Annotated in this window: 18 protein-coding genes; 6 read left to right on the forward strand and 12 right to left on the reverse strand. The window is 73.7% G+C overall.

Features of this window, described 5'->3' with window-relative positions; translation table 11 throughout:
• Positions 1-74 precede the first annotated feature (74 nt).
• The 6 genes from J4E96_RS11190 to J4E96_RS11215 form a co-directional block, all read right to left on the reverse strand.
• On the reverse strand, positions 75-773 hold the full coding sequence (locus J4E96_RS11190) for an ABC transporter ATP-binding protein (protein WP_227422189.1): 699 nt from the start codon (positions 771-773) through the stop codon (positions 75-77).
• Positions 774-776: 3 nt separating this feature from the next.
• Complete coding sequence (locus tag J4E96_RS11195) at positions 777-1,628, reverse strand: ATP-binding cassette domain-containing protein (protein ID WP_227422190.1); 852 nt, start codon at positions 1,626-1,628, stop codon at positions 777-779.
• Positions 1,621-4,518, reverse strand: a complete 2,898-nt coding sequence (locus J4E96_RS11200; RefSeq protein WP_227422191.1) for a hypothetical protein — start codon at positions 4,516-4,518, stop codon at positions 1,621-1,623. Before J4E96_RS11200 ends, J4E96_RS11195 begins: the two co-directional genes overlap by 8 nt.
• 10 nt (positions 4,519-4,528) lie before the next feature.
• A complete protein-coding gene (locus J4E96_RS11205) occupies positions 4,529-5,332 on the reverse strand; it encodes a putative protein N(5)-glutamine methyltransferase (RefSeq protein ID WP_227422192.1) in 804 nt (267 codons plus the stop codon).
• A gap of 95 nt (positions 5,333-5,427) precedes the next feature.
• Positions 5,428-7,794 carry a putative bifunctional diguanylate cyclase/phosphodiesterase gene (locus tag J4E96_RS11210; RefSeq protein WP_227422193.1) on the reverse strand — a complete coding sequence of 789 codons (2,367 nt, stop codon included), beginning with the start codon at positions 7,792-7,794 and terminating at the stop codon, positions 5,428-5,430.
• A 351-nt stretch (positions 7,795-8,145) separates the two neighbouring features.
• Positions 8,146-9,483, reverse strand: a complete 1,338-nt coding sequence (locus tag J4E96_RS11215) for a S8 family serine peptidase (RefSeq protein ID WP_227425737.1) — start codon at positions 9,481-9,483, stop codon at positions 8,146-8,148.
• A gap of 488 nt (positions 9,484-9,971) precedes the next feature.
• Between J4E96_RS11215 and J4E96_RS11220 the strand changes: the two genes are divergently transcribed.
• Complete coding sequence (locus tag J4E96_RS11220) at positions 9,972-11,300, forward strand: alpha/beta fold hydrolase (RefSeq protein WP_227422194.1); 1,329 nt, start codon at positions 9,972-9,974, stop codon at positions 11,298-11,300.
• Between the two features lie 22 nt (positions 11,301-11,322).
• Here the strand turns inward: J4E96_RS11220 and J4E96_RS11225 are convergent, their stop codons facing one another.
• Complete coding sequence (locus J4E96_RS11225; RefSeq protein WP_227422195.1) at positions 11,323-14,076, reverse strand: helix-turn-helix transcriptional regulator; 2,754 nt, start codon at positions 14,074-14,076, stop codon at positions 11,323-11,325.
• A 151-nt stretch (positions 14,077-14,227) separates the two neighbouring features.
• Here J4E96_RS11225 and J4E96_RS11230 point away from each other — a divergent pair, with 151 nt between their 5' ends.
• The 3 genes from J4E96_RS11230 to J4E96_RS11240 all read left to right on the forward strand — a co-directional run bounded on the left by J4E96_RS11230 (position 14,228) and on the right by J4E96_RS11240 (position 16,817).
• On the forward strand, positions 14,228-15,097 hold the full coding sequence (locus J4E96_RS11230) for an alpha/beta hydrolase (protein ID WP_227422196.1): 870 nt from the start codon (positions 14,228-14,230) through the stop codon (positions 15,095-15,097).
• A complete protein-coding gene (locus J4E96_RS11235) occupies positions 15,094-15,885 on the forward strand; it encodes an MBL fold metallo-hydrolase (protein WP_227422197.1) in 792 nt (263 codons plus the stop codon). Before J4E96_RS11230 ends, J4E96_RS11235 begins: the two co-directional genes overlap by 4 nt.
• Positions 15,886-15,983: 98 nt before the next feature.
• Positions 15,984-16,817 carry an alpha/beta fold hydrolase gene (locus J4E96_RS11240; protein ID WP_227422198.1) on the forward strand — a complete coding sequence of 278 codons (834 nt, stop codon included), beginning with the start codon at positions 15,984-15,986 and terminating at the stop codon, positions 16,815-16,817.
• 18 nt (positions 16,818-16,835) lie between these two features.
• On the opposite strand, the gene J4E96_RS11245 is transcribed toward J4E96_RS11240, so the two are convergent.
• The 5 genes from J4E96_RS11245 to J4E96_RS11265 all read right to left on the reverse strand — a co-directional run bounded on the left by J4E96_RS11245 (position 16,836) and on the right by J4E96_RS11265 (position 21,882).
• Positions 16,836-17,672, reverse strand: coding sequence for an ABC transporter permease (locus J4E96_RS11245; protein WP_227422199.1), 837 nt, complete (start codon positions 17,670-17,672; stop codon positions 16,836-16,838).
• Positions 17,669-18,661 carry an ATP-binding cassette domain-containing protein gene (locus J4E96_RS11250; protein WP_227422200.1) on the reverse strand — a complete coding sequence of 331 codons (993 nt, stop codon included), beginning with the start codon at positions 18,659-18,661 and terminating at the stop codon, positions 17,669-17,671. Before J4E96_RS11250 ends, J4E96_RS11245 begins: the two co-directional genes overlap by 4 nt.
• Positions 18,662-18,786: 125 nt before the next feature.
• Positions 18,787-20,775: a putative bifunctional diguanylate cyclase/phosphodiesterase gene (locus tag J4E96_RS11255; protein ID WP_227422201.1), complete on the reverse strand. Its 1,989-nt coding sequence runs from the start codon at positions 20,773-20,775 to the stop codon at positions 18,787-18,789.
• A gap of 10 nt (positions 20,776-20,785) precedes the next feature.
• A complete protein-coding gene (locus J4E96_RS11260) occupies positions 20,786-21,421 on the reverse strand; it encodes a TetR/AcrR family transcriptional regulator (protein WP_227422202.1) in 636 nt (211 codons plus the stop codon).
• Positions 21,418-21,882: a DoxX family protein gene (locus J4E96_RS11265; RefSeq protein ID WP_227422203.1), complete on the reverse strand. Its 465-nt coding sequence runs from the start codon at positions 21,880-21,882 to the stop codon at positions 21,418-21,420. Before J4E96_RS11265 ends, J4E96_RS11260 begins: the two co-directional genes overlap by 4 nt.
• Positions 21,883-22,221: 339 nt before the next feature.
• Here J4E96_RS11265 and J4E96_RS11270 point away from each other — a divergent pair, with 339 nt between their 5' ends.
• Both J4E96_RS11270 and J4E96_RS11275 read left to right on the forward strand, forming a co-directional pair.
• Complete coding sequence (locus tag J4E96_RS11270; protein WP_227422204.1) at positions 22,222-24,771, forward strand: sodium-translocating pyrophosphatase; 2,550 nt, start codon at positions 22,222-22,224, stop codon at positions 24,769-24,771.
• Positions 24,768-25,817, forward strand: coding sequence for a glycosyltransferase family 1 protein (locus J4E96_RS11275; RefSeq protein ID WP_227422205.1), 1,050 nt, complete (start codon positions 24,768-24,770; stop codon positions 25,815-25,817). Before J4E96_RS11270 ends, J4E96_RS11275 begins: the two co-directional genes overlap by 4 nt.
• Positions 25,818-25,821: the final 4 nt, after the last annotated feature.

Consider the following 25,821-nt stretch of genomic DNA (forward strand, 5'->3'; position numbering starts at 1 on the left):
ACTCCAGCACCAGGCGCGTCGCTGCGGTTCCCCACCCAGCGCGGTGAGCTGAGCGGTGCGGATGACCGCAGCCGTTAGGTGAGCTGCCCCTCGTGGATCGTGAGCACCCGGCCCGCGGCCCGCCACATGCGTTCGTCGTGCGTCGCGACCAGGATCGCCGTCCCCCGCTCGTGCACGAGGCTGAGCGCGGCCAGGACCCGGTCGACGTGCTCGTCGTCCTGGTGGCCGGTCGGCTCGTCGAGCACCGCGAGGCGAGGACCGAGGGCGAGCGCGCGCCCGAGCGCCGTCCGCTGCTGCTCGCCCAGCGAGGTCTGCCCGACGAGCCGGTCGGCCAGCCCGGCCAGCCCGAGCGTCTCGATCAGCTGCTCTCCCAGGCCCGCCCGGCCGGCCCCGCCAGCCCCGCCCGCCCCGCCAACCCCGTGGCGCGCCCGCAGGTTCAGCGGGAGCAGCAGGTTCTCCGCGACCGACAGCTCCTCGGCGAGCGCCAGCCGCTGGGGCAGCAGCGAGACGACGGCCCAGTCCTCGATCCGGTCCGCGGGCACGGAGTCAATCAGGATGCGGCCCGCCGTGGGGGTGCCCATGCCGGCGACGAGGTGGCAGAGCGTCGTCTTTCCGGAGCCGGACCGGCCGGCGAGCGCGACCCATTCGCCCGGCGCGAGGACCAGCTCCACGTCGCGCAGCACGGGCGTCGATCCCGCCCCGCCGAGTCGGTGCGTGACGTGGTCGACCCACAGCAACGGCTGGTCCTGCGCCCTGGTCCCCAGCTCCAGCACGGCTCAGTCCCCCGTTCCGGGGGGCAGGAGCCAGACGCCGCGGCCCTCGACGACGAGCCGGGCCCGGCCCTCGGGGAAGAGCGCGAGCGCCTGCGGCGGCAGCTGCAGGCGCCCGGTGGAGTCGATGCTCGCGGTGGCCGGGCCCCCGGCGTCGGACTCGGTCGAGACGACGCCGTAGCGCAGGTGCAGCTCGCGGTCGGCGGCCACGACGCCGCGGTGGTCGTGCGTCGCGAAGACGACGGCCGCGCCGAGGCTCGCGCACCGGCGCAGCTCCTCGAGCACGAGCTGCGAGGACTCGTCGTCGAGCTCGGCGGTCGGCTCGTCGGCCACGATCAACCCCGGCACGCCGATCACGGCCGCGGCGACCGCCAGGCGCTGCTGCTCGCCGCCGGACAGCTCGCGGTTGCGGGCCCGCAGGCGGTTCGCGAGGCCGAGCCGGTCGAGCAGCGTCCGGCAGTCGGCGAGGTCGGCGCCGCGCAGTCGGGCGGACTGCTCGACCTGCTCGAGCGCGGTGAGGTGGTCGAACAAGCTGTGCGTCGGGCGCTGGGCGACCGACGCGACGTCGCGGCGGCGCAGGTCCCGCAGCGCGCGCGCGCCGAGCGCGGAGACGGCGCGGGGGCCGATCCACAGCTCGCCGCCGCTCTGCCGTTCGCGCAGCGCGAGCACCGACAGCAGGCTGGACTTGCCGCTGCCCGACGGGCCCGTGACCGCCGTGAGCGCGCCCGCCGGGAACGTCGCCTCGATGCCGCGCAACGCGTGCGTCTCGCCGGTCGCGGACGGGTAGATCTTGACCAGCCGCGCGCAGCGGGCCGCGGGCCCGGTGGCGGCGCCGCGCCGCGCGCCGACGCTACTCATCGCGGAGCACCCCCCGGTCCGCGGACCGCGACGTGCGCGATGCGGAGCGCGCGGTCGCGACCACCACCGCGACGCCGACGGCGATCGCGGCGGCCGCAGCCCCCGCCCCCAGCGCCTGCGGACCGAGCCGCAGGACGAATCCGGGCGCGGCTCCCCCGCCCGGGTCGAGCAGCCGGGCGCCCAGCGGCGCGACGAGCGCGACGCCGAGCGTGCCGAGCGCCAGGCCGAGCGCCGCCATCGCCGCGAGCTCGAGCGACCGGGCCCGCCGAGGTCCGGCCCGACCCATCCCGACGAGGGTGAGGAGCAGGTCGGCCGCCCGGGACCGGGTCGCCGCCCGGTCCGCAAACATCGCGAGGGCGAGCATCGCGATCGCGCCGACGGCGACCCCGAGGGCGAGCTGCAGGCCGAGCGAGCGCCGCGCCGCCACGAGATCGGGCAGCTGACCGACGTGCTCGAGGGTCTCCGTGTCGCCAGGCGTGACGCCGGCCGGGTCGAGGATCGCTGCGAACGACCGCGCGTCGCCGTTCGTCCACAGCGACGGGAAGTACGCCGTCGGCGTGCGGTCGAACTTGCCGGTGCCCTCGGGCGGCTTGACCCGAGGGTCGGACGAGCCGAGCCAGGAGAAGAAGCTGTCCGCGGGCACCACGACGAGCGGCAACGCGTCGCCCAGCCCGGGGAACGCGGGCACGACGTCGAGGAACGTGATCGGGACGTCGTCGGTCAGGGTCGACAGCGCCGCCTCGTCCCCGGCCCGGGACGGCAGGTCGCCCACCCCGATCGCGGGGACGGGCTCGCCGGGCTCCCCGGCGACGAGCCCGGCAGTGACCGTGTCGTCCGCGCGCGCGAGCGCCGGCAGGAGCGCCTTCGCCCGGGCGAGCTCGGGCCCGGTGCCCCAGCTCGCCACCTCGGCGAAGTGCTCGGGATCGATCACGAGCAGGTCGAGGTTCGTGTACTCCGGGGGAACCGTGGTCCGGCCACGCCAGACGACGGTCGTCCCGGCGGGCAGGGGCGGCGTGCGGGCACCGGGCACCGGACCCGGGTCGGGCGGCAGGCCCGGGTCGTCCGCGGGCGGCGAGGGCAGCTGCGCCGCGCCGTCGTCCAACAGCCACGACACCTCGATCTCGGTCGTGGCGCTCGCGCCCGCGAGCACGGCCGCGCGGTCGCCGACGACCTGGCGAACCGAGGTCGCGGCGGCCACCGAGTACGTCAGAAGGCCGAGGCCCGTGGCGACGATCGTGATCACCAGGATCGACGGGGACCCGCCGGCCGCGAACCGGCGCGCGGCGAGCAGGCGCGCGGGACGCCGGGCCCACGCGTCCGGGGCGGTCCGGGCCGCCCGGCGTCGGCGGCCGATCGCGGCCAGGCGCAGCGCGAGGCGCCCGCCGACCGCCCCCGTCGCGGCCACCGCGAGCACGGGCACGACGAGCTCGAGCGCGCTCGGCGGGCCGGTGCTCGCGGGCCGGACGAGCAGACCCACGACGGAGGTTGCCGCGACCGCGACGAGCACGAGCTCCCACGAGCCCGCCCGCGCGCCGCCGATGCTCGCGCGCAGGCGCGCGGCCTGCCAGGCGAACCCCGCCGCCGTCACGCCCACGATCAGCACCCCGGCGAGCGCGGCGACGCCCGCGCGCACCGCCCCGGCCGTCACCGCGGTCGAGGTGATCGCGCCGGGCGGCCCGACCGCCGTCACGACTGCGACCGCGACCACGAGCCCGAGCGCGGCGCTCGCCGCGGCGACGAGCAGCACCTCGAGCGCGGCGAGCGCGCCGACCGTCGCCGGGCGCAGTCCGACGACGACGCCGTGCCGCAGCTCGAGCGTGCGCCGCACCATGGTCAGCACCGCCACGGCGAACACGGCGATCAGCCCGAGCGCGGCACCCGCCGTGCTGAGCGTCGACGTCCACGCGACCGTCCGGGCCGCGACGACGTCGGCGGCGCGCAGCAGCTCGGGCAGCCCCGTAACCACCTGCGGCCGCACCCGGTCCGCCGTCTCCCCCGCGATGGCGGGGTCGCGGATCTCGACCTGCAGGTCGTGGACCCCCGCGACGGTCGACCTCACCTCGGCCAGCGTGGGCTCGGCCCCCGCCAGCCGCCCCTCGAGCGCGAACAGCAGGTCGTCGCCGATCGCCGCGGCGAGCGCGGTCGTCGTCGGGACGTCCGCGACGATCAGGTAGGCGGGCAGCGTGCGGAACTCGCTGTCGACGGGCAGGAAGGGACGCCGGTAGGTCCAGCGCCTGGTCCCGTCCGGGTCGGCCGGGGCCCGGCCGCCGGCATCGACGGCGTAGACGCCGGCGACCCGGGCCGGCGCCCCCGTGCGCACGCCATGGTCCTGGATGCCCACCTCGACGGTGTCGCCCACCACGACCCCGAGGCGCTCGGCGACGGGCTGGGGCAGCCAGACGCCAGCCGCTTCCCCGGTGGCAGGCTCGGCAAGTGGCTCGGCGCGCGGCTCGCCGGACGAGCCGTCGGCAGGCACGAGCGCCGCCTGCTGGTCGGAGTCGCCGAAGAGGCGAGCCCGCTCGACGCGATCGCCGACCGCGACGTACGGAGTGAACTCACCCGGCAGGCCCTGCCGCTGCTCGACCCCGAGCGACGCCGCGGTGACCGCACCCGGGGCCAGGCCGGGGATCTCCTCGAGCGCACCGGCGAGCCGGCCCTCGCCGAGCGCTCCGGGGCCGCCGACGAGCCGGACGACGGGCGCCGAGCCGGCCGGCGCGTTCGCCGGAACGGCGGTGAGCTGGTCCGTGAGCGCGGCGTTCCCGGCGGCAGAGGCGAACAGCGGAGCCGCCGCCGTCGCGGCGCAGAGCAGCACGAACGCACCGAGGACGAGCAGGCTCCACGGCCCGCTGCGCGTGAGCCGCAGGGCAGCCCGGCGGACCAGCGGACCCATGTCCGGGACCCTAGGGCAGCCGTTCGCGCGCCGCAACGGGCCGGTTGCCCACGCGCCGGCCGATCGCGACGACCGAGCCGTAGCGCTCGGACCGCGCGAGCCGGACCGTCAGGCCCGCGCGGGCGAACGCGTCGACCGTCTGCGCCGCCTGCTGCTCGCTCGTCTCGACGAGCAGGAAGCCACGGGCGGTCAACCACTGCGGCGCCGCCGCGACGACCCGGCGCTGGACGTCGAGCCCGTCCGCGCCGCCGTCGAGCGCGAGCCTCGGCTCGTGCAGGCGCGCCTCGGCCGGCAGCAGCGCGATGGCGTCGGTCGGGACGTACGGCGCGTTCGCCACGACGACGTCGACGCGACCGCGCAGCCGCGGCGGCAGCGGACCGAACAGGTCGCCGGCGTAGACGTGCCCGCCGGCCGGGGCGACATTGCGGCGCGCACACCGGACGGCGGCGGGGTCGAGGTCGACGGCGAACAGCTCCACCGCCGTGGGCTCGAGCGTGGCCGCGAGGGCGGCGCCGACCGCGCCGGTTCCGCAGCAGAGGTCGGCGACGACGGCCGTGCCCTGGGCGGTCGTGCGGACGACGGCGGCGGCCTCACGGACGAGTCGCTCGGTGCGCCGGCGCGGGACGAAGACGCCCGGTTCCACCGCGATCCGCAGCCCGCAGAACACGACCCAGCCGACGATGTGCTCGAGCGGCTCCCCCGCGGTCCGGCGGCCGACCATCGCGGCGAGCTCGGCGTCCGTCCGCGCAGATGCCAGGAGCACCCGCGCCTCGTCCTCGGCGAACACGCAGCCAGCGGCCCGCAGCGTGCGCACGAGCTCCGCTCGGGTGGGCCGTCGGGGCGGTCGGGGCGGTCGGGGCGAGGGGACGGGAGGACCTTTCGGCGCGTCCGGGTGCTGACCAGCGGAGCCTAGCCAGGCGCGCCGACCGTGGCGACCGCGGAGCGCCCGTCCGCGGCACGGCTCCAGGGCTCGATGTCGGCGGCCGCCATCGGGCGCGCCACACGGAACCCCTGCACGACGTCGACGCCGAGCTCGACCAGCACGTCGAGCACCGGTTGGGTCTCGACACCCTCGGCGACCACGGACAGGCCGAGCCGGTGGCTCATCTCGATCGTCGACAGCAGCACCGTGGGGTCGTGCGTGGGGTTGGTCAGTCGCTCGACAAAGCTGCGGTCGATCTTCACCTCGCTCACCGGAAGGCGCTCGAGGTAGGCGAGCGACGAGTAGCCGGTCCCGAAGTCGTCGATCGAGAGCCGCACGCCCGTCCCGGCCACCGCGGTCAGGACCGTCAGGCAGCGGTCGAAGTCGCGCATGATGCCGGTCTCGGTGATCTCGAGCGTGAGTCGCTCGGGCCGCCCGCCCGACTCCGCGACGAGGCGCTGGACCACGAGCGGGAGCGTCTCGTCGAGCAGGTCCCGCGTCGTGATGTTGACCGCGACCGTCAGGTCGAGCCCCGCGGCGAGCCACACGGCCTGCTGGCGCAGCGCGGTCTCGAGCAGGTGATCGGTGAGGCGGCGCACGAGACCGGTCCGCTCCGCGACGGGCAGGATCTCGGCCGGGGCGACCAAGCCGTAGACGGGGTGGATCCACCGCACGAGCGCCTCGACGCCGAGCAGTCGGCCGGTCGCAGGGTCGGTCTTCGGCTGGTACCAGAGCGTGATCGCGCCGTCGGCGATGGCCGCGTCCATCTGGGCCGCGAGCGACAGCCTGCGGTGCCGCCCGTTCTCGGGCTCGGGGGTGTACACCGCGATGCCGGTGCCTGCGACCTTCGCGGCGTACATTGCGACGTCGGCCCGGGTCAGCAGCGTGTCGCTCGTCGAGCCGTGCATCGGGTACATCGCGATGCCGATGCTCGCGCCCACGGCCAGGTTCGCGTCGTCGAGCGCGACGGGCCGCCGGATCTCCTCGAGCAGGGACTGACCGCGCACGAGCGCCTCGCTGAGGTCGGCCACCCCGGGGAGCAGGATCGCGAACTCGTCGCCGCCGAGGCGGGCCACGACCCCGTCGGTCGCCAGCTTGAGCCGCCGCCCGATCTCGCGGAGCACCTGATCGCCCGCGCCGTGCCCGAGCGTGTCGTTGATCTCCTTGAACTCGTCGAGGTCGAGCATCATGACGGCGCAGCTCTCGGCGGCCGCGACCGCCAGGAACCGGCTCTGGAACTCCCGCCGGTTCGGGAGGCCGGTGAGCGGGTCGTGCCGCGCCTCACGATCGCGCTTGGTCGCCTCGGTCTGGATCACGTCGACCAGCCGCGCGTTCTGGATCGTGATCGCGGCGTGCCCGGCGAGCGCCTCGAACAGGCGCAGGTCCTGCTCGGTGAACGTCTTCCCCGCGAAGAGCCGGTCGGTCACGATCAGGACCCCTGCCACGCCCTCGACCTGGACCACGACCGCCATCGCGTCCGTCAGCTCGGCCGGCAGCCTCGTCTTGTCGCGATTCTGCCCGCTGGTGACCAGGACGCTCGTGCCTAGCTCCGCCTCGGACCACCACGGGACGGCGCCGGGGCCGCTTCGGGCCGGGCCGGGCTCGATGCCGCGATCGGACAGGATGACGTGCGCGGCCGCCCGCGTCCCGTCCGCCGGCAGGTAGAGCTCAGCGCGTGCCGCCCCCGTCAAGTCCCGCGCCGCGGTGAGCACGGACACCACGGTGACGTCGAGGTCGACCGACGCCCCGACGGTCCCGACGAAGTGATAGAGCAGCTCAAGCTGGGAGTAGCGGGCGACGAACGCGACGTAGCCACGGTTCGACAGATACAGAACAGCGATCGCGATACCAAGCAGGACCAGCGCCGTCGGCATGCGCACGAGAAGGACCACGATCAGCAGTGCGAGGCTGCAGTTCGCGACGCACGCGAGAACCCCCGAGCGGATGGCCTGCCGCATGATCTCGGAGCTGTAGCCGTCTCCCGCCAAGTAGATCACCAGGGTGACGAGCACACAGCTGAGGAATCCCGCGACGATCATCGCCATGACCGCGGCGAACCAGCCCTGTGGGTCGGAGGCTTCCCCACTCCCGAGCAGCCCACGGAACACGAGGACCGAGACGCACACCTCGAGAGCGAAGAGCGACAGGTTGAAGAGGAACTTGCTACCGCGTTGCCGGTCGACGACGAGCAGGATGAGGCCGCTCCCCACCAGGCATGCGGTGAGGTAGTGCTCGGGCGAGATGAGGACGAGAGAAAGGACCGAGGGGAGTTCGCGCAGCGTGTGCGCATAGGCACTCCGGGCCATCGGCACGCGGATGACGAAAGCGCCCGACAGTGCGAAGCCAAGAGCCATCGCCCACCACGGAACGAAGAACTCCGAGGCAAGCTCCGGGAGCGCCCTGATCGGGCCGAGGTACAGGGCTAGCGAGGCGACGATGAGACCGACCAGCAGGAAGCGGACGCGAGTCGGGGCTCCCGCACGTGCACTTCGGCGCGGCACCAATCGTTTCAACGTCTCACCAACTTGCCTTAGCGGACCGACTCCTGCGTGTCGTCGCTACATCGGCAGGTCGCCGCGATCACTCAAGGCCGAATCGTTGTGATGTTGATCGGCACTGGCAGGAAGCACCATCTTCGGCTCGAACGAGCCCGCGTGGGGCAGGGATGGGCGCGAATTCCCCGCCCCACGCTGGGTCGCCGCAGGTCAGGCCCAGTACCAGCCCGCCCAGTACCAGCCCGCCCAGTACCAACCAGCCCAATACCACCCGGACCAGTTCCAGTCGGCCCAGTACCAACCCGCCCAGTACCAACCAGCCCAATACCAGCCGGCCCAGCTGCCCGTGCCCGCGCTCGTCCCGAGCCCGGTCGAGTCGGCGGCCTGCTGCGCGGCGGCGTCGGCGGACGGCGCGGCCGCGGCCACGGCCGCCGCGATGTTCACGAGGCCGGCGCCCTGCGAGGCGCTCGGCTCGTTGGTCAGGGTGGTGGCGGAGCTCGTGAGCACCGACTTGACCTGGTCGGGCGTCAGCGCCGGCTGATCCTGGAGCAGGAGCGCGACGGCGCCGGAGACGACCGCGGCCGCCTGCGAGGTGCCGGTGCCGCGCAGGAGCCGCTGGTCGGCGTCGCCCGCGACGAGCGGGGCCTCCTCGTCGGCGGCCGAGCCCGGAGCCCGCAGCGAGACGACGGACCGGCCCGGAGCCAGGAGGTCCGGCCGGCGCACGGCAGTGCCCGGGTTCGTGAAGGTGCTGAGCGTGTCGTCCGCCGTGCTCGACGTGCCCTGGTTGTCGGCCGAGCCGACGGCGATCACCGTCGGGTCAGCAGCGGGCATCGTCAGCGCGGCGGTGCCGCCGTCGTTGCCCGCGGACGCGACGACGACGATGCCGGCGTCCCAGGCGTTCTCGACCGCCTTCGCGAGCGGGTCGACCAGGTAGCCCTGCGCCGAGATCGTGCCTGCGGAGAGGTTCAGGACGCGGACGTTCATGCCGTCGTCGGCGCGGTGCGCGACGACCCAGTCGATCGCGGTGACGACCTGCGCGATGTCCACGTCGCCCGCGGATCCGCCGACCTTGACGTTGAGGAGCTGGGCGCCCGGCGCGATCCCGGTGACCGACGGGTCTGCGCCGGTCGCGCCCGGCAGGTCGCTGCCCGCGATGATGCCGGCGATGTAGGTGCCGTGGCCGGCGTCGTCGACGAATCGCGTCGCGGCCGAGTCGGCGCCGGCGGTCAGGTCCAGGCCGTCGACGACCTTGCCGACGCCGTCGAGGCCTGCCACCGGCGAGATGCCCGTGTCGATGACCGCGACCGTGACGCCCGCGCCGGTCAGCGGCCGGCCGCTCGAGTCGGTCGTCGCCCGCGCGGCGTCGGCACCGATGCTCGCCGCGACGTTCTGCAGGGACCCGAGGTCGCCGCTCGGCGTCCACGTGGACGCGGCGGCCGCCGGCTCGGGTGCCACAGGCGCCTCGGCGTTCGCGGCGCCGACGGGTGCCAGCACCGCCGCGACGGCAAGGGCGAGGGTCGCCGCGAGGGGCCGACCCGATCGATTCATTTCCACGTTCTGTCCATTGTTCAGTCCTTCGGTAATTGGGGCCGAGCCACCCCTGGAGCGATTATGCAGGGCGACTGAAGGCGATATGACCGGTCCCAGAAATTGTCATCCGTGCGGCTTACTGACCGCGGTTCGGCGTTTGTCACTGCGGCGCGCCGCAAGACGGCAGGCGTGGCGTGGCAGTAGGATTAGAACAATTATGCCCAAAACGCCATTGGTGCTACTTAGGACTGGATCCGCAGGTCCCGGCAGCCTCGTCGGCGGGCGCAAGCGGCCAGCACGATCACTTTTCCCGCGCAGACTGCATTCCTGATAAACTCCTCGATGCGACCGAAACAATGCGGCTTATCGCGCTTTCCGGCGCCATTGTCGCCGCCCCGGGCACCACAGACCGTCCCGAATGTCCGATATGCGTACAAGAGCCGCACAGGCGCCGCACACCGTTCCCGCGATGGCCCAGCGCGACCGGCGCGCAATACCCTGAGGCAGTGACCCTCCCCGGACCGGACCTGACCCCCGCAGCGACCCACGACTACCGAGCGCCGGGGCTCGCGGTGCGTGAGCACCGCCTGCAGGTCCCGGTCGACTGGTCGGCGCCCGACGCCTACCCGCCGATCGAGATCTTCGCCCGGGAGATCTCGGACCCGGCTCGAGCCGGCGACGACCTCCCCCTCCTGCTCTTCCTGCAGGGCGGCCCCGGCGGGCAGGGCCCACGCCCGCTCTCGCGCGGCTGGTGGTCGACGGCGCTGCGCACCCACCGCGTCGTGCTCCTCGACCAGCGCGGGACGGGCCGGTCGACGCCCGTCGACGGGCGTCGCATCGCGGCGTTCGACGGCGCCACGGCCGCCGCCGACTACCTCGCGTGCTTCCGCGCGGACGCCATCGTCGCCGACGCCGAGCACCTGCGACACACCGTCTACGGGGGACGCCGGTGGGCGACGCTCGGCCAGTCCTACGGCGGCTTCCTCACGCTCGCCTACCTGTCCGCGCACCCCGAGGCGCTGACCGCCTGCTACGTGACGGGCGGCCTGCCGTCGGTGACGGGAGACGCCGAGGCCGTCTACCGGCACACCTATCCCCGCCAGCTCGCGCGCAACCGGGTGCTGGCGGCCCGCTATCCCGACGACGTCGCGCGGCTGGGTCACCTCGCCGACCGGCTCGGCGCCGGGCCGGCCGTCACCCTGCCGAACGGCGACCCGTTCACGGTCGAGCGGCTCCAGCTGCTCGGCATGCCGTTCGGCATGAGCTACGGGATCGACGGCCTGCACTGGCTGCTCGACACGGCCCTCGCCGACGAGTCGACGGCCGAGCCGTCGGACGCGTTCGGGGCCGCCGTCGCGCACCAGACCGGCTTCGACGACAACCCGCTGTACGCCGTGCTGCAGGAGGTCATCTACCACCAGGGCGAGCGGGCCGGCGGCTGGGCGGCGCAGGCCGAGCACGAGCGCTGGCCTGCGTTCGCCGCAGCCGCGCGCCCGCTTCAGCTCACGGGCGAGGCCGTCTATCCGTGGATGTTCGACCAGATCAGGGCCTTGCGCCCGTTCCGGGCCGCGGCGGCCGAGCTCGCCGCACGCACGTCGTGGCCGCAGCTGTACGACGTCGCCCGGCTCGCGGCGAACGAGGTCCCGGTCGCGGCGATCCAGTACTACGACGACCCCTACGTGGACCTCGACCTCGCGCTCGAGACCGTCGGCGCGCTCGGCAACGCCCAGGTCTGGGTCACCAACGAGTACCTGCACGACGGCCTGCGCGTCGCGGGTGACGTCATCGTGCCCCGGCTCATGAGCCTGGCGGCGGGCACGACCAGCCTGCCGTAGGCCGGCGGTCGCCGTCGGGCCGCTACGCCGACTCGGGCCGCCCCGACAGCCCCGGCAGCCCGGCCAGGCCGGCGAGCTCGGCGCGCGAGGTGATCCCCAGCTTGGGGAACACGTGATAGAGGTGCGAGCCGACGGTGCGCGGCGACAGGTACAGGTGCTGGCCGATCTCGCGGTTCGTCATCCCGCGCGCGGCGAGGCCGGCGATCTCCCGCTCCTGCGCGGTGAGCCGCTCGTGCGCCGCGCCGGCGCGGGGTCCAGCCGACTCTCCCGTCGCGCGCAGCTCCTGCCGGGCGCGCTCGCCCCACGGATCCGCGGCCAGCGCGTCGAACGCCTCGCGGGCCGCCCGCAACGGGATCCGTGACTCCCCCACCCGCCGCTGCCGGCGCAGCCAGCTGCCGTAGGCAAGCAGCAGGCGCGCGTCGAGGAACGGCCACGCGGCCAGGCCCGAGCCGAGCGCCGCGACGAACAGGTCCTCGGCCTCGTCGTCGTCTGCCAGCAGCGGCCGCGCGTACGCGAGGTGCGCCGACATCGTCGGGGATCCGCAGCGCGCGGCGAGGTGGCCGAGGCTATGGACGACCGCCCGGGCGGAGGCGAGCTCCCCGCACTGGACCGCGGCGTCGACGAAGACGGCGATCCCCGCCTGGCCGACGATGACCCGGGCGCCGTCGTCGCCGCCGCGCAGGAGCGGTAGCAGAAGGTCGTATGCCTCGCCGGCCCGGCCGTCCGCCTGGGCGGCGAGGCCGCGCACGACGGTCGCGAGCGCGAGCATCGAGGTCGCGCCCAGCGGCCGGAACGTGGCCTCGACGTCGGCGGCGATCGCGTCCGCGACCGCCGGCGCTCCCCGCGCGGCGGCGAGCGCCCCGTCCACAAGTCGCCCCGCGGCCACCGCCGCCGGGCGCTCGATCTGCACCCCGATGCGCACGGTCTCGGCCGCGGCCGAGGCGGCCAGGTCCCAGCCGCCGAGGTGCCAGGCGGCCCAGGCGCGGGAGATCAGCGCGTCGGCGAGCCCGCCAAGCCGGTCCTGAGCGCGCAGTCGCCTGATCGCGGGGTCGAGGAACGCTGCGGAGAGCTCCTGCGCACCGAGGACCCCCGCCGCGGCGCCGAGCAGGCTCAGCTCGCCGGGATCGTCGAGCTCCTCCGCGCGCACCCGGCGCAGGACGGCCAGCACGCGGGTTCCGCGTTCGACCGGCGCCGCGAAGGCGAGGACCCCGAGCACCCGGGCGTCGCTGTCGGGCACGCCCAGCCGGTCGACCGCGTCGGCCATGGTCGCGCGGCGCTCGTCGTCGGCGCTGGTCCACCACCCCGCGATCGCCACGGTGAGCAGCGCGTCGAGCGCCAGGTCGAGCTCGCCGGCCCGGTGCATCCGGTCGACGAGCTCGGCGAGGGATCGCGTCTGCGCGACGTCCCGCCACCGGCCGTCGCCGAGGCCGCGACGCCACTGCAGGCGGATCCGGTCGAGCGGGTCGAGCGGGAGCTGCTCGGCCTCGTCCAGGAGCCGCTGCACGACGTCCCGGCGGCCCAGCTCGAACGCGAGCTCCGCGGCACGCACGAGGCGCCGACCCCGCTGGGACGGCTCCGGGCTCAGCCGCGCGCCACGCTCCAGCGAGGCGACCGCGACCCCGACGGCGCCCCGCCGTCGCGCCCGGGCGGCGGAACCGTCGAGGGCGATCGCGACGTCCTCGTCGGGTTCGGACGCTGCCGCCGCGCGGTGCCACGCCACGCGATCGGCGTCGGGGAGCACCCGAGCCAGCGCCGAGTGCGCGTCCTGCCGCTCCGCGAGCGCGGCGCCCTCGGCGATCGCGAACCGCATGAGGGGATGCCGGAACCGGATGTCGCCGCCCGCCAGCTCGACCAGGCGGGCCTCGATCGCCGGCTCGAGCGCGCGCGAGGTCAGCGGCGCGCCGACGGCGAGGCTCGCGGCCGTGAGCACCTCCCACAGCGACGGCCCGTCGTTGAGCGCGGCGACGAGCACCGCCGTCCGGCACGGCCCCGGCAGCTGGTCGATCCGCGCCGCGAAGGTGTGCGCGAGCCGGGTCGTGACGGGCACCCACGACGCGATGAGCGTGCCGGGCGGCAGGCGACTCCAGGCGATGGAGAGCTCCACGAGCGCCAGGGGGTTGCCGTGCGCCTCGCGCAGGAGTCGCCCGCGCAGCGCCGCATCGAGGCCCGGCGCGCTCGCGTCGACGAGCTGGCCCGCGCTGACGTCGTCGAGACCGCCGAGGGTCAGCACCTCCGCCAGGACGTCGGCCATCGCTCCGCGGGGCGCCTCCCGGGCCGACGCGACGATCGCGACGGCGTCGGCGTCGATCCGGCGGGCGACGAAGGCGAGCACGTCCGTCGTCGCCCGGTCGATCCAGTGCAGGTCCTCGGCGACGAGCACGACCCGCGTCGTGCCGGCGCAGTCGCGCAGCAGGCTCAGGGCCGCGAGCGCGACGGCGAAGATGTCGCCGACGGCGGTCTCGGACCGGCCGAACGCCGCGAGGAGCGCATCGCGCTGCGGGCGGGGCAGCCGCGCGGCGGCGGGCAGCACGGGACCGAGGAGCTGATGCAGCCCCGCGAACGGCAGGCGAGCCTCGGACGGGACGCCCGTGGTGGTCAGCACCACCGCCCCGCGAGCGGCGGCACGGCGAGCCGCCTGCGCGATGAGCGCCGACTTGCCGATCCCCGGGTCGCCCAGCACGAGCAGGGTCGACGGGCAGTCGCTGGCGCCGCCCAGGACGAGATCGAGACGCGCCAGCTCACCGGCCCGCCCCAGCAGGTGCTCAGCCGCCGGCACGCGCCCCATGATCACAGAACCGGGCCCTCCGGCACCAGGGCCCGGCGGCCCGACGGGTAGCGGCATCGGTCACCTGACTGATGGCGCGCGGCGCGCGGCGCCCTACGTTTTTCGTGTCGCGCCTGCCAGGTCAACCTCGAGAGGAACCGCCATGTCGACCGCCAACTCCACCCCCGACACGATCGTCCTGATCCACGGCTTCTGGGTCACCCCGCGCAGCTGGGAGCACTGGGTGAGCCACTACGAGGCGCGCGGGTACCGCGTGCTGGCCCCGGCCTACCCGGGGTTCGAGGTCGAGGTCGAGGCGCTCAACACCGACCCGACCCCGATCGTGAACCTCACCGTCCCCGCGATCATCAGCCACCTCGAGGAGGTCGTGCGCGAGCTCGAGACGGCCCCGATCCTCATCGGCCACAGCGCCGGCGGCGCGTTCACCCAGATCCTGCTCGACCACGGGTTCGGCGCGGCGGGCGTCGCGATCAACTCCGCGCCGACCGAGGGCGTGCCGGTCGTGCCGCTCTCGCAGGTCCGGGCGACGTTCCCGGTGCTGCGCAACCCCGCCAACCACCACAAGGCCGTCGCGTACACGCCCGAGCAGTGGCACTACGCGTTCGCGAACACGTTCAGCCCGGAGGAGTCCCTCGCGCTCTACGAGCGGTACGCGATCCCGGCGTCCGGGCGAATCCTGTGGGACAGCGTGCTGGCCAACCTGCAGCCCGGGCACCAGGGCACCTGGGTCGACTACCGCAACGACGCGCGCGCGCCGCTGCTGTTCATCGCCGGCAGCGAGGACAACCTGATGCCTCCCGCGATCCAGCGGTCCAACGCCAAGCACTACACGTCCGCGACCGTCACCGAGGTCAAGGAGTACCCCGGGCGCGCGCACCTGCTGCCCGCGCAGGCCGGCTGGGAGGAGGTCGCCGACGACGCTCTCGAGTGGGCGGTGGCGCACGCCCGCACGAGTGCCCCGGGCGGCGCGAACGCCCCGAGCGGCGGTGCGACGCCCGGGCAGCTCGCGTGAGCGTCGCGCGCATCACCCACATCGGGGGGCCGACGGCGCTCATCGAGGTCGAGGGCTGGCGGCTGCTCACGGACCCGACCTTCGACCCGCCCGGGCGCAGGTACCGCTTCGGCTGGGGCACGAGCTCGACCAAGGTGGCCGGGCCCGCCGTCGACGTCGACCGGCTCGGCCCGATCGACGCCGTGCTGCTCAGCCACGACCACCACGCCGACAACCTCGACGACGCGGGCCGCGCGCTGCTGCCCTCGGCCGGCGTCGTGGTCACGACGGTCGCCGGGGCGCGCCGCCTCGGCGGCGGTGCGCGCGGGCTCGCCCCGTGGGCGTCCACGCGGCTCGAGCGCGCCGGACGGCCGAGCATCGAGATCACCGCGACGCCGTGCCGGCACGGCCCGCGGGGCAGCCACGCGATCGTCGGCGCCGCCATCGGGTTCGCGCTCACGTGGCCGGGCCAGCGCGACGGCGCCCTGTGGGTCTCTGGCGACACCGTCCTGTACCCGGGCGTACGCGAGGTCGTCGCCCGCCTGCCGGTCGGCACCGCGCTGCTGCACCTCGGCGGCGTCCGCTTCCCGATCACCGGGCCGGTCCGGTACAGCCTCACCGCCGAGGCGGCGGTGCGGCTGTGCGCCGAGCTCCGCCCCCGCACGGTGATCCCCGTGCACTACGAGGGCTGGTCGCACTTCCAGCAGCCGCGCGCCGTCATCGAGCGGGCGTTCGCCCAGGCGCCCGAGCCGGTGCGCGCGGCGATCCACTGGCTGCCGGTCGGCGCCCGCACCGAGGTTCCCGTCTAGCGCTCCATCCCCGCATCCCCCGCACCCTCGCATCCCCGCACTCCCCGTCACCCCCGGCACCCCATGCACGCAAACCCCCCACGAGAAGGAGACCTCCGATGCGACGCACCGTCTGGACCCACCCCGCGCGACTCGCCCTGCTGGCCGTCGCCGCACTGCTCGCCCTGCTGGCGAGCCTGCTCACCTCCGACTCCGCCGCGAGCGCGCCCAACCATCGCCCCGAGCCGGCGAAGCCGACCATCGTGCTGGTGCACGGCGCGTTCGCGGACGCCTCGGGGTGGAGCGAGGTGATCTCGTCGCTCCAGAAGCGCGGCTACCCGACCTATGCGCCCGCCAACCCGCTGCGGAGCCTCGAGGGCGACTCCGAGTACCTGCGCAGCTTCCTGAGCACGATCGAGGGCCCGATCGTGCTGGTCGGGCACTCGTACGGCGGAGCCGTGATCACGAACGCCGCGACGGGCAACCCCAACGTCAAGGCGCTCGTCTACATCGCCGCGTTCGCCCTCGACGAGGGCGAGAGCGTGTTCGCGGCACTCGCGCTCGGCGGCGGCCACAGCGAGCTCGGCGACCACATCGTGGCGCGACCGTACCCGGGCGCCCCGGAGGGTGACGCGGACATCTACATCGACCCCGCGTTCTTCCAGGCGCTGTTCGCCGCCGACCTCCCGGCCAAGCAGGCCGCCGTCCTGGCGGCGAGCCAGCGGCCCGGCGTCGTGTCCGGCTTCTCGGCCACCTCCGGCGTGCCCGCCTGGAAGACGATCCCGTCCTGGTACCTCGTCGCGAGCTCGGACAAGACGATCCCGCCCGAGGCCGAGCGCGCGATGGCGGCCCGGGCCGGCTCGCAGACGGTCGAGATCGAGAGCTCGCACGTCCCGATGATGAGCCACCCCAACGCCGTCGTCCGCCTCATCAAGCAGGCCGCGTCGAGCTGACCCGCCACGGGCAGCCGGTCAGCTCTTGCGCCGGTACACGAGCATCGTCAGCGGGCCGAACACCGCGACGAGCCCGGCGCTGATCAGGAGCACGACGACGATCTCGTCGCCGACCGGCTGCCCGTGCATGAGGCCGCGCATCGCGGTCACGAGGATCGAGATCGGGTTGACCTCGACGAAGGACTGCAGCCAGTCGGGCAGCGTCTCCGGCGGGACGAAGACGTTGCTGACGAACGTGAGCGGGAACATGATCATGTTGCTGATCGCGAAGACCGTGTTGTCGGAGCGGACGACGATCCCGACGAGGGTCCAGATCCAGGACAGGCTGAACGAGAACACGAGCAGCAGGCCGAGCGCGGCGAGCACACCGCCCACGCCCGCGCCCGGCCGGAACCCGAGCACCAGGCCGAGCGCCAGGATGATGGTCGACGCGAGCGTGTACCGGACCGTGTCCGCGAGCAGCGGTCCGACGATCGTCGCCGGCCGCCAGATCGGGAGCGACCGGAACCTGTCGTGCACGCCGCGCTGGATGTCCCGGTTGAGGGTGAGCCCGGTGTACATCGTGATCCAGGTGACCGTCATGACCAGGATCCCGGGCAGCACGTTCTGCAGGTACGCCCCGGTCGAGCCGGCGACCGCCCCGCCGAACAGGTACGTGAACATGAGCAGGAACATGATCGGGAACGCGGTCACGTCGAACAGCTGCTCGGGCACGTGCTTGATCTTGAGCATCGCGCGCCAGAAGAAGGTCAGCGACGTCGAGACGGGCCCCGGCCGCGCCGGCCGGCCCGTCGTCGCGAGCGCCGAGCGGACGGCCTCCGGGGTGACCGTCTCGGGACGGGTGGTCGTGGTCATCGGGCCGCCTCCTCGATCGGTGTGCCGGCATCAGCGTCGTCGTCGGCCGGGCGGCCGGTCAGGGCGAGGAAGACCTCGTCGAGGCTCGGCTGCCCGAGCGCGAAGGTCGCGACCCCGATGCCGACGCCGGTCAGCTCGCCCAGCGCGCTCGCGACCCGCTCCGCGTCCTGGAGCCGCGCGGACAGCGCCGCGGGATCGGCCTCGAGCTGCATGGGCGTGCCGAGCGCCTGCCCGAGGACCCGGGCCGCCTCGGGCCGCTGGGCCGGGTCGAGCAGCCGCACGTGCAGCGCACCGGACCCGACCGACGCCTTGAGCTCGCTGCTCGTGCCCTCGGCGATCACGCGCCCGTGGTCGACGACGGCGATCCGGTCGGCGAGCTGGTCGGCCTCGTCGAGGTACTGGGTCGTCAGCAGCACGGTCGTGCCGCCGGCGACCATCGCCCGGATGATCTCCCACACCTGGTTCCGGCTGCGCGGATCGAGGCCCGAGGTCGGCTCGTCCAGGAAGATCAGGTCGGGCGTGACCACGATGCTCGCGGCGATGTCGAGCCGGCGCCGCATGCCGCCGGAGTAGTTCTTGACCTGGCGGTCGCGCGCATCGGCCAGGCCGAACGCGTCGAGCAGGTCGCCGGCCCGCTGCCGGGCGGCGGGCCGCGAGTACCCCCACAGCCGGGAGAGCAGGACGAGGTTCTCGAACCCGGTCAGGTCCTCGTCGACCGAGGCGAACTGGCCGGTGAGGCTCACCCGCGAGCGCACCGCCTCGGCGTCGGCCACGACGTCGAGCCCGAAGACGCGCGCGGTGCCGGCCGTGGGCCGCAGCAACGTCGCGAGCATCCGGATCGCCGTCGTCTTGCCCGCGCCGTTGGGCCCGAGGACCCCGTAGACGGCGCCGGTCCCGACCCGCAGGTCGAGACCGTCGACGGCCCGGGTCGAACCGAAGTGTCGAACGAGGCCCACGGCCTCGATCGCGAGCTCCGTGTCTGCGCTCATCGTGCTTCCCTTCGTCGGGCCGAGCGCCGTGCGCGCCGGTCAACCGGTGGCTGTCACCACCACTGAGACCGCGCGGCGGGCCCCGACTCATCGGCCCCGTCCCGCGGCCCGCGCACGGCGGTCGGCTATCGCGGCGGGCTCGCGACGCGGTACGCGCCGGCCCCGACGCCGTCGGGCCGCTCGAGCCGGGCCGCGAGGTCGGCGGCCGCCATGGGCCGCGCGAACAGGTAGCCCTGCGCGAGGTCGCAGCCCACGTCGAGGACCCCCGCGCGCTGCTCCTCGGTCTCGACGCCCTCCGCAGTCACCGAGAGGTTCAGCACGTGCGCCAGCCGGGCGATGGCCTCGACGATCGCGCCGGAGGCCGGGTCGGTGCCCATCTCGGCCACGAAGCTCTGGTCGATCTTGACGATGTCGATGGGGAAGCGCCGCAGGTAGGTCAGCGAGCAGAAGCCCGTCCCGAAGTCGTCCAGCGCCAGCCGGACCCCGAGGTCCCGGATCGCCGCGAGGGTCCGCACGATGCGGCCGCTCTCCTCGAGCAGGATCCCCTCCGTCACCTCGAGGACGAGCGCCTGCGGGTCCATCCCCGTCGAGTCCAGCACCCGCTCGAGCGTGCCGGGATAGTCCCTCGCCATGAGCTGGCGCCCCGACACGTTCACGGACAGGTCGAGCGCGAGATCGGGGTGGGCGGTGGTCCAACCGAGCCAGTCCTCGCAGCTGCGGGTGAGCACCCACCCGCCGAGCGAGTCGATCGCGCCGATCCGCTCGGCGGCGGCGATCGCGGCGTGCGGGGAGATCGGGCCCCGGTCCGGGTGGGTCCAGCGCATCAGCGCCTCGACGCCCTTGAGCTGCCCGTCCGCGGCGCGCACGATCGGCTGGTACGCGACGGCGAGCTGGTCGGTGTCGAGCGCCGCGCGCACGTCTGCCTCGAGCTGGTCGCTCGCGAGGCCGACGCGCGAGGCCCGCAGGTCGAGCACCTGATGCGTCGCGCCGCCGAGCCGCTTCGCCTGGTACATCGCGCGGTCGGCCTCGATCACCAGGTTGTCGGTGACCCGCTCGCCCGCCCCCGAGTACGCGATGCCGACGCTCGCGCTGACGGCGAGGCTCAGCTCGGGCAGCTCGAACGGGCGCGTGAAGGCCGCCTCGATCCGGCGGATCACGACGTCGGCGTCGCGCGTGTCGCGCAGGTCCTCGCACAGGAACACGAACTCGTCCCCGGACACGCGGGCGAGCGTGTCGCCGGGCCGGACGAGGCCGGCCAGGCGCTCGGCGACGGCGACCAGGAGCTCGTCCCCGGCGTGGTGGCCGTGGGAGTCGTTGACCCGCTTGAAGTGGTCGAGGTCGACGAACAGCACGGCCGCCGCGCCGTGCGTGCGCTGCGCGCGCGCCGAGGCGCGCTCGAGCCGCTCCTTGAGCAGCACCCGGTTGGGCAGGCCGGTGAGCGTGTCGTGCAGGGACTGCTCGCGGAACCCGTCGGCCACGCGGGCGGACTCCTCCCGGGCCCGGGCGTTGAGGATGTAGGCCGCGGCCACGTCCGCGAGCGTCTGGGCGGCGGCCTGGGCCTGCGGGTCGAGCGGGCCGGGCACGTCCCGGTACAGGTCCAGCGCGCCGAGCGGGCCGGCGTCGTGGCGCAGCGGGAAGGTGAACACCGCTGCCATGCCGGCCGCGAGCGCGGCCGGCCCGAAGCTCGGGTAGCGGGTGTCGCGCGCGAGATCGGGAACGGCGGTGGGCTCGCCCGAGGCGAAGGACGTCAGACACGGTCCCTCCCCCAGCTCCGACTGCAGCTGCTCGAACCGCAGCGCGTGGGCGTCGGAGGCCGCGAGGTAGTGCGGCGTCACGCCGGGTTCGATCAGCGTGACGCCGGCGGCGGTGATGGGCAGCGCCCCGACGATCCGTTGGACTAGCTGGTCGACGATCCGTTGGATCGGGAAGTCGGTGAGCATCGTCCGCGCGAACTCGGCGAGGATCGAGGAGATCCGTGCCTCGTCGGCCAGGGCGTCGCCCGGCTGAGCACCTGCGGGTACAGCGTCGGCGGCCACAACGCGCTCCACTTCGCCGAGCGATCCGCCGCGCGGCCGGAGGATGCCGTGGGTACGCGGCGCGGACGACTCGGACATGTCGGGACTTTTACGATAGCGCGCCCGCGCCCACGACGGCCCTCCCCGCGGCCAGCAACGCGGCCGAGACCTCCTGCGCCCCCGCACGCGCGTCCTGCTCGGGGTCGGCGGCCCAGGACATCGCCCCGTCGCGCAGCAGCACGAGCTGGAGCGCGACGCGCGGCGGGTCGTCGACGCCGAGCTCGGCCACCAGCTCGGCCGCGACGTCGCGCAGCCAGCGGCGGTGCCGCGCGACGACGACGCGCACCGGGTGGGCCGGCTCGGGGTACTCGGTCATAGCGTTGAGGAACGGGCACCCCCGGTGGCCGGGGCCGCACGCCTCGTCGCCCAGCGCGCGCGCGTACGCGCGCAGCACCTCGCCGGGCCGGCCGGGCAGGTCCGCCCGCCAGCGCGCCATGGCCAGCCGCTCGGCGTCGGCGACCGCGCCCAGGTACGCGACGACCAGGTGGTCCTTCGTCGGGAAGTGCCGGTAGAAGGTCGCCTTGGTCACGCCCGCGCCCGCGATGATGCGGTCCGCGCTGATGGCCCGGATGCCGTCGGCGTAGAAGAGTGGGCCGGCGACCGCCAGGATGCGGCTCGCGACCGGCGACTGCCCGCCAGCGCGCGTGGGCCTGCCGACCAGGGCGGCGGGCGCGGCGACCGTCACGTCGCCGGCACTCGCGCGGGGCGCTCGCGCGTGCGCCAGGCCTGCCACGCGCCCGTCGACCACAGCGCCCACCCGACGAGCAGGGGCTGGAAGAACAGCCGCGCGACGCGCGCCTGGTCGCTGTCGAGCCCGAACGCCGAGGTGTGCGTGACGAGCTGGGAGATGTTGCCCGGGAAGATCGCGACGAAGAACGCGCCGGTCGCCAGGCCGACGGGCACGCGGTAGCGCGGCGCGAGCACGAGCGCCGACCCGAGCGCGATCTCGACGACCCCGGACCCGAGCACGACCAGGTCGGCGTCGAGCGGGACCCACGTGGGCACCTGCGCGAGAAACTCCTGCCGGCTCCACGTCAGGTGGCTGGAGCCCGCGAAGACGAGCATCCCGCCCAGGGCGGTTCGCCCGATCCGCCGCCCGAGCGTGTCCGTCGTCGTGCCGAGCCGTAGCCCGCGCGTCGTCGTCATCGTGTCTCCTCGATCGCCCAGCGCGTCCGGTAGACGAACTAGTCTGTCTAGTAGACCACGCAACGGCGTCGCCCGGGGAGTCGATACCGCCGCGGGCTGGGGCGACGTGAGTCGAAGGTCACAGATCCGGGCCGGGGACCCGGCATAGCGTCGGTTGTGTCCATAGCAATGCTGCTAGACAGGCCAGAGGCGATCGTGACCATCTTCCGTTCCGCACGACCCACCGCACGCGGTGGGTCCGAACGTCCCGTCTACCCGAGCTCCGGCGCGTCGGGAGCTGACGTCGCGGCGCCCCCGGGCGCCGACGTGGGTCGCCCCCGGCACGCCGGCGGACGGGCCGTGCGCCTGACCGGCGCAGCGGCGGCCGTCGCCGTGGCCCTCGCGGGCTGCGCGACGTCGTCGTCGGCACAGGTGAGCGAGCCCGGCACGAAGGGCGGCGAGGCGAGCCTCGCCCTGCCCGACCTCGGCGCCGTCACCATCATGGGCGGCGGCTCCGGCCGGACCCTGCTGCTGGTCGGCCTGCTCGTGTGCGCGCTCGGGATCGGCTTCGGCGTGCTCAGCTACCTGCAGCTGCGCCGGATGCCCGTGCACCAGTCGATGCGCGAGGTCTCCGAGCTCATCTACTCGACGTGCAAGACCTACCTGGTGCAGCAGGGCAAGTTCCTGCTCATGCTCTGGTTCTTCATCGCGGCGATCATCATCGTGTACTACGGATTCTTCGTCGACTTCACGTGGGGCCGCGTCGCGGTCGTGATCGGGTTCAGCCTCGTCGGGATGGGCGGCTCGTACGCCGTCGCCTGGTACGGCATCCGGGTCAACACGTTCGCGAACTCGCGCGTGGCGTTCGCCTCGCTCGACGGCAAGCCCCTGCAGATGCACCGCATCCCGATGAAGTCCGGCATGTCGATCGGCATGGTGCTCATCAGCATCGAGCTGATCATGATGCTGATCATCCTGCTGTTCCTGCCGCGCGACCTCGCGGGCGCGTGCTTCATCGGCTTCGCCATCGGCGAGTCCCTCGGGGCCTCGGTGCTGCGCATCGCCGGCGGCATCTTCACGAAGATCGCCGACATCGGCGCCGACCTCATGAAGATCGCGTTCGGGATCAAGGAGGACGACGCGCGCAACCCGGGCGTCATCGCGGACTGCACGGGCGACAACGCGGGCGACTCGGTCGGCCCGAGCGCCGACGGCTTCGAGACCTACGGCGTCACGGGCGTCGCGCTCATCACCTTCGTGCTCCTCGCGGTCAACGACCCGGCGATCCAGGCGAGCCTGCTCGTGTGGATCTTCGCGGTGCGGGTCGGCATGGTCATCGCGGCCGCCCTGTCCTACCTGGCCAACGACGCCTGGGCGCGCTCGCGTTACGCCAACGTGGAGCGGTTCAACTTCGAGACCCCGCTCAGCTCGCTCGTGTGGGTCACCTCGGCGGTCTGCATCGTCTCGACGTATGCCATCACCTACGCGGTGCTCGGCGAGACCCTCGCGGCCGACGGCTTGTGGTGGAAGCTCGCGACGATCATCTCGCTCGGCACCATCGCCGGGGCGGTCATCCCCGAGCTGGTCAAGGTCTTCACCTCTACGCACAGCAAGCACGTGCGCGAGGTCGTCAAGAGCTCGCGGCAGGGCGGCGCGTCGCTCAACATCCTGTCCGGCCTCGTCGCGGGCAACTTCTCCGCGTACTGGCTCGGCATGGCGATCGTCGGCCTCATGGGCGGCGCCTACGTGATGAGCGGCATGGGCCTCGACGCGCTGATGATCGCGCCCGCGGTCTTCGCGTTCGGCCTCGTCGCGTTCGGCTTCCTGTGCATGGGCCCGGTGACGATCGCCGTCGACTCCTACGGCCCCGTGACCGACAACGCGCAGAGCGTCTACGAGCTCTCGCTCATCGAGGACGTCCCCGGCATCGACGCCGAGCTCAAGAGCCAGTACGGCATCGACGTCCAGTGGGACAAGGCCAAGCAGATGCTCGAGGAGAACGACGGCGCGGGCAACACGTTCAAGGCGACCGCCAAGCCCGTGCTCATCGGCACCGCCGTGGTCGGCGCGACCACGATGATCTTCTCGATCATCATCAGCCTGACCGACGGCCTCACCACCGGCATGGAGAACCTGTCCCTGCTGCACGCTCCCTTGCTGCTCGGCCTCGTCACTGGCGGGGCGGTCGTCTATTGGTTCACCGGCGCCTCGATCCAGGCCGTGACCACGGGCGCCTACCGAGCCGTGGAGTTCATCAAGGACACGATCAAGCTGGACGCCGGCGCGACGAAGGCGAGCGAGGCCGACTCCCGCAAGGTGGTCGAGATCTGCACGCAGTACGCGCAGCACGGCATGCTCAACATGTTCCTCGGCGTGTTCTTCGCGACGCTCGCGTTCGCGTTCGTCGAGCCGTACTTCTTCATCGGCTACCTCATCTCGATCGCGATCTTCGGGCTGTACCAGGCCGTGTTCATGGCCAACGCCGGCGGCGCGTGGGACAACGCGAAGAAGATCGTCGAGGTCGACCTGCACGCCAAGGGCACGGCGCTGCACGAGGCGACGATCGTCGGCGACACCGTCGGCGACCCGTACAAGGACACCTCGTCCGTCGCGCTCAACCCGGTCATCAAGTTCACGACGCTGTTCGGCCTGCTCGCCGTCGACCTCGCCGTGAGCATGTCCAACGAGGGCCAGGGGACGCTCGTCGCGATCCTCGCGGCCGTGTTCTTCGTGGTCTCCGCGTTCTTCGTGCACCGGTCGTTCTACGGCATGCGGATCAAGACGTCGCTCGAGGACGACGGCGCGGAGCGCGCCGAGCACGGACGCCCGGGCGGCGACGGTGCGGAGCGCGCCGCGGACCCCCTCCTCGCGCCGGAGCTGGCCCAGTCCGGACGGGGTGAGGTGCGATGAAGGTCGCGATCCGGTACGCGATGGCGCTCGTCGACGAGGACGGGCACGTCGCCGGCCACGACGCCGGCGCCACCCTCGTGCGACGCCTGCTGCGGCTGTTCCCGGACTCCCTGCTGATCGGGCCTGGCCCGCGGCACTGCGCGGGCTTCGACATGATCCCGCTCGAGTTCGTGGACGGCGCGAACACGCTCGTCATCACCATGGACGTCATCGACTCCCTCAGCATCTGGCGCAAGCTCAAGGTCAACTGCGACGAGCCGAAGCTCATGAACTTCGTGTGGTGGAACACCTCGCAGTACGAGCACCCCGTGCAGCGCGCCGGGCTGGCCCTGTCGTGCGCGCTGTTCCCGACGTTCGCCAACTCCGAGCGCACCGCCAACGAGGTCCGCGAGATCGTGACCAAGCTGACGGTCGCGCCGATCGCGGAGAAGGCGCGGATCGGCTGGGTCAACCTCGGCATCCGGCTCGAGCACGTGCGGCCGCACCGCGACCACTCGGTGCCCGTGGTGCTCTACCCGGCGATCTACATGTCCGAGCGCAAGCAGCCCCAGGTGTTCGTCGACATCGTCGAGCGCGTGCACAAGCGCACGCCGATCAAGGTCGAGGCCCGCCTGCACGAGTCGCACCTCATCTCCGAGCAGGCCATGTCCCTGTCGCGGCGCGACTGGACCTGGGTCGGCCCGCTGACCGCGCGACGGGAGGACTACTGGGAGGCGCTCGCGCGCACGACGGCGTTCCTCGCGACCGCGACGGAGGAGTCCTACGGCCTCGAGTACATCGAGGCCTTGGTCGCCGGCGCGGTCGGCGTGTTCCCGGACCGCCCCTGGGCGCGCGCGATCCTCCCGGCCCGGTACCCGTTCATCTACCGGACGCCCGCCGAGGCCGAGGAGATGCTCTACCGCGCGGTCACGGACACCGCCGCGTGCCGGCGCGAGCTCGACCAGGCCGCCGACGGCGACTTCGCCCAGTGGCTGCGCACGCGGCACGACGACGACCAGTTCGAGAAGGCGGTCGCCGACCGCGTCGGGGAGTGGTTCGGCGCCTGATCAC

This window comes from Pengzhenrongella sicca, assembly GCF_017569225.1.
GTDB classification, from domain to species: domain Bacteria; phylum Actinomycetota; class Actinomycetes; order Actinomycetales; family Cellulomonadaceae; genus Pengzhenrongella; species Pengzhenrongella sicca.

What these genes read in the sequence shown, in the direction of transcription:
- J4E96_RS11250 (WP_227422200.1), bottom strand. Translation starts at nt 18,661, where the DNA reads ATGAGCGCAGACACGGAGCTCGCGATCGAGGCCGTGGGCCTCGTTCGA.
- J4E96_RS11210 (WP_227422193.1), bottom strand. Translation starts at nt 7,794, where the DNA reads ATGGCTCTTGGCTTCGCACTGTCGGGCGCTTTCGTCATCCGCGTGCCG.
- J4E96_RS11195 (WP_227422190.1), bottom strand. Translation starts at nt 1,628, where the DNA reads ATGAGTAGCGTCGGCGCGCGGCGCGGCGCCGCCACCGGGCCCGCGGCC.
- J4E96_RS11265 (WP_227422203.1), bottom strand. Translation starts at nt 21,882, where the DNA reads ATGACGACGACGCGCGGGCTACGGCTCGGCACGACGACGGACACGCTC.
- J4E96_RS11240 (WP_227422198.1), top strand. Translation starts at nt 15,984, where the DNA reads ATGCGACGCACCGTCTGGACCCACCCCGCGCGACTCGCCCTGCTGGCC.
- J4E96_RS11255 (WP_227422201.1), bottom strand. Translation starts at nt 20,775, where the DNA reads ATGTCCGAGTCGTCCGCGCCGCGTACCCACGGCATCCTCCGGCCGCGC.
- J4E96_RS11275 (WP_227422205.1), top strand. Translation starts at nt 24,768, where the DNA reads ATGAAGGTCGCGATCCGGTACGCGATGGCGCTCGTCGACGAGGACGGG.
- J4E96_RS11200 (WP_227422191.1), bottom strand. Translation starts at nt 4,518, where the DNA reads ATGGGTCCGCTGGTCCGCCGGGCTGCCCTGCGGCTCACGCGCAGCGGG.
- J4E96_RS11215 (WP_227425737.1), bottom strand. Translation starts at nt 9,483, where the DNA reads ATGAATCGATCGGGTCGGCCCCTCGCGGCGACCCTCGCCCTTGCCGTC.
- J4E96_RS11245 (WP_227422199.1), bottom strand. Translation starts at nt 17,672, where the DNA reads ATGACCACGACCACCCGTCCCGAGACGGTCACCCCGGAGGCCGTCCGC.
- J4E96_RS11230 (WP_227422196.1), top strand. Translation starts at nt 14,228, where the DNA reads ATGTCGACCGCCAACTCCACCCCCGACACGATCGTCCTGATCCACGGC.